The sequence below is a fragment of the Cecembia sp. genome (assembly GCF_007126775.1).
GTDB lineage: Bacteria > Bacteroidota > Bacteroidia > Cytophagales > Cyclobacteriaceae > Cecembia.
The window spans coordinates 1-3,534 of record NZ_SLAP01000240.1 but is presented as its reverse complement, the minus strand read 5'-3'; the positions used below and the strand labels follow the sequence as shown (position 1 = coordinate 3,534).

At 37.9% G+C, this 3,534-nt stretch carries 3 protein-coding genes; all 3 read left to right on the top strand.

Going from position 1 to position 3,534, the window contains the following annotated elements; translation table 11 throughout:
• Positions 1–178 precede the first annotated feature (178 nt).
• The 3 genes from QZT73_RS15950 to QZT73_RS15940 all read left to right on the top strand — a co-directional run bounded on the left by QZT73_RS15950 (position 179) and on the right by QZT73_RS15940 (position 3,401).
• Positions 179–1,285 carry a DUF4249 domain-containing protein gene (locus QZT73_RS15950; RefSeq protein ID WP_291789209.1) on the top strand — a complete coding sequence of 369 codons (1,107 nt, stop codon included), beginning with the start codon at positions 179–181 and terminating at the stop codon, positions 1,283–1,285.
• A gap of 160 nt (positions 1,286–1,445) precedes the next feature.
• Complete coding sequence (locus tag QZT73_RS15945) at positions 1,446–1,697, top strand: hypothetical protein (protein ID WP_291784734.1); 252 nt, start codon at positions 1,446–1,448, stop codon at positions 1,695–1,697.
• A 135-nt stretch (positions 1,698–1,832) separates the two neighbouring features.
• The gene (locus QZT73_RS15940; RefSeq protein WP_291789206.1) at positions 1,833–3,401 is read left to right on the top strand and encodes an arylsulfatase; all 1,569 of its coding nucleotides are present in this window, start codon (positions 1,833–1,835) and stop codon (positions 3,399–3,401) included.
• The last annotated feature ends 133 nt before the right edge of the window (positions 3,402–3,534 follow it).

Below are 3,534 nucleotides of genomic sequence, written 5' to 3'. Positions count from 1 at the left end.
ATATCATAGCGTCCTATTTTTGCTTATCCATAATTATTCTTAGTGCCCGTTATTTTAAGTTGATTCTTAATAAGAAATTCAACATTTTAGTCAATGTATTCTAAATATTTACTTAAAATAATTTGGAAAAAGCCAGATCAAACAGTATTATTAATTAGTGTATGGATTTGAATCAATTATGAAAAACCTTTGGTACACATTGCTAATCCTTGTAATTTTTTCTACCTGTATCTCACCTTTTTCAGTAGAAAGCCTAAATACAGATAGAATTTTAAATGTAGAGGGTTTTATAACTACCGTTCCTAAAGTACATGAGATAAGGTTATCTTATTCAATGCCTTTTGGCCCAGAGTTTACCGGTCCAGGACCTGGGATAATTACCGCTACAGTGTATTTGAGAGATAATCTGGGGAATGTTGAAGTTTTAAATTTAAAGCCACCTCTTGATAACTTTGATAGATTAAGAGGGTTTTATCAGACCTCTGCAGACTTTTCTGCTATTGTAGGCAGGTCATATACCCTGCATATTGAACTGGTAGATGGATCTAAATATCAATCTTTTCCTGAAATTGTCAGCCCAGTACCTGAAGTTGATTCTGTGACTTACCATGCTGTCAGATCAGCTACAGAAGATATTTTGAATGATCAAATTGGAGTAGAGATAAGGGCTCATTTTCAAGATCCTTCAGATGTGAAAAACAATTATTACTGGAAAACCTTGGAATCAGATTTTGTGCTTGTTGCTGAGCCTGAACTGCATATGAGTGTAAAAGATTGCTGTGAAATTTGTTATCATAAGGAAATGCCCTTTCCTTTAAACGTCAATACTGTTTCAGATATTGATTTTAATGGACTTTACCAAAGAAGGGCGATTGCTTATGTGGTAGATAATGGCGTTCGTTTTAAAGATACTTATCGCTTGGATGTGCAGCATTTATCAATATCGGATGAAGCACATCGGTTTTTAAAGCTGATTAGCCAACAGGTTAATCTTTCAGGATCTGTCTTTGACCCTCCCCCTGCCAATATCAGAGGCAATATGATAAATATTGATGATCCCAGTGAGCAGGTTTTAGGTTATTTTTTTGCTTCAGATGAGCGATTTCTGAGAACCTACATTCAAAAGTCAAAATTGGAATTTGTGCAAACACCGGCCACTATCATCCCCTTCGACTGCAGGGAGTATTTGGATCCTGATGGGAAAAATCGAGACCCTAGAATTGGATTTTTTCCACCACCATTACCGGTTGATCCACCGGCAGATTGGAATCCACCTGGTAATTAGGCCATGGATATAGCCCAAATGGGAGTTATATTCCAACACTCTTGATAGTTTCATTTAAAGAACAATCCTAAGAAAATTAATACGAATCCAAGATAGAATGCTGGATTTTGAACAGCGAAGAGTCTATCCTATCTTTGGAAAAAATGTAAATTTTAATCTGATGTTTAACGGACCGGATTATCCCCAATCCTTAGATGAATCGCTTTTTGATGCCTGGTTAGAAAAAGGGCGCGAAAGCAGGATTCCTTATGCTTATTTATTGGTTATTTGGGATGAACTTGATACCAAGTATATGCCAGTTTATACAGAAAAACGGAGCGATATCCATGAATTTGCCCGCTATGGGCAATCCCCAGAAAATCAGTTGTTGGTAGCTGCTTATGATCTGTATTCGGAGAGCAGGGTGCTTTGAATAAAAATACTCATATGCTTACTTTTGGACTAAAAAAAATGAATTTTATGTAATCTTGATTTTTCAATTTATATTGGGTAATCGTCAAAATTGAAAATTCAGTTACAGTCTTTCAGTTTAAAATCTTAAGTTCTTATGTTTTCAAAGCACTCATTACGAAATAAAATTTTTACCTTAATTTTCCTATTTGTCTTTGCTTTTTATAATTCCTTTGCCCAAAAGCCCCATATCATTTTGATTGTAACAGACCAGCAGCGCTATGATGCAGTGGGGTATATTGATGGGTCGAATATCATTACCCCAAACCTTAATCAATTGGCAGCGGAAGGAGTATATTTTACCAATGCCTATTCTTCCACGCCAAGTTGTACTCCGGCGAGGGCAGCATTGCTGACAGGAATGTCACCTTGGGGTCATGGTATGCTTGGGTATGCCAAAGTTGCTCGGCAGTATCCATATGAAATGCCCGCAATGCTCAGAGATTTGGGTTATTACACCTATGGCATAGGCAAAATGCATTGGACTCCCCAGAAGACTTTGCATGGATTTCATGGCACTTTGATAGATGAAAGTGGTAGAATAGAATCAGATGGCTTTATCAGTGACTACCGAACTTGGTTTAAATTGAACGCTCCCGGTCAAGATCCGGATGAAACAGGAATCTTATGGAATGAGCATCATGCAAAAGTTTATCAATTAGAGGAACATTTACATCCTGACCATTGGAAATCTGAGATGGCGGTAGAGTTTTTGGAAAACTACGATTTGGAAAATCCTTTGTTTTTGAAAGTTTCTTTTGCAAGGCCTCATAGCCCTTATGATCCGCCGCAGCGTTTTCTGGACCTATACGAAAATCTTCCCATCAAAGCCCCTTTTGAAGGAGAATGGTCAGAAAAATTCAGAAACTTTCCAAAAGATCGGGAGGCAGCTTTTGGGGATTTTGGAGTAGATCATGCTCTCCATAGTCGAAGACATTACTTTGCTTTGGTCACTTTTATAGATGAGCAAATAGGGAAAATCATGGCGGCTTTGAAAGAAAAAAACATGTATGACAACAGCCTGATTCTGTTTGTTTCAGATCATGGAGATATGCTTGGCGATCATCACCATTGGAGAAAAACCTATGCATACGAAGGTTCCTCCAAAGTACCCTTGGTGATAAAACCACCCAAATCATTTGACTATGATACCTCATTGGAGAAACTCCCCTATCCAGTTGAAATCAGGGATATTTTACCTACTTTTTTGGAAGCAGGTGGTGGCATTAAGCCCAATATCATGGAAGGGAGTTCACTTTTGGGGCTGTTGGCAGATCCAAATACCAAAGAATGGCGGAAATATATAGACCTCGAACATGCTTCCACCTATATGTTTGATAATTATTGGGCAGCGCTTACAGATGGTAAAGAAAAGTATATTTGGTTTTTTTCCACAGGAGAAGAGCAGCTGTTTGACATTGAAAAGGATCCAGGGGAAACAACAAACTTAATTTCTGATAAAGGCTATTCCCCAAGACTTGAATTATGGAGATCGAGGATGATCAGCCATTTAAAGGAAAGAGGGGATAGCTTTGTTAAAGACGGTATGTTGGTCAAGAGAACAACAAATCTTTTGTTAAGCCCCAACTATCCGGATAAAGAATGGTCAGATCAAGAAAGTTTGAAGTTTTGGCGAGAGGAAGTGGGCAAAGGTTTTAAAAAGTGATTTCCCGGTTTTTGAATCCAGACTATCATAAGAAAGTTTCGTACAATTTATTTCTAGCAAGATATAACCTGGGAATCCAACCCTTTTCTACATACTGTCACACCTCATACTCCACATACTTAAACGTATGGCT

What these genes read in the sequence shown, in the direction of transcription:
- QZT73_RS15950 (WP_291789209.1), top strand. Translation starts at nt 179, where the DNA reads ATGAAAAACCTTTGGTACACATTGCTAATCCTTGTAATTTTTTCTACC.
- QZT73_RS15945 (WP_291784734.1), top strand. Translation starts at nt 1,446, where the DNA reads ATGTTTAACGGACCGGATTATCCCCAATCCTTAGATGAATCGCTTTTT.
- QZT73_RS15940 (WP_291789206.1), top strand. Translation starts at nt 1,833, where the DNA reads ATGTTTTCAAAGCACTCATTACGAAATAAAATTTTTACCTTAATTTTC.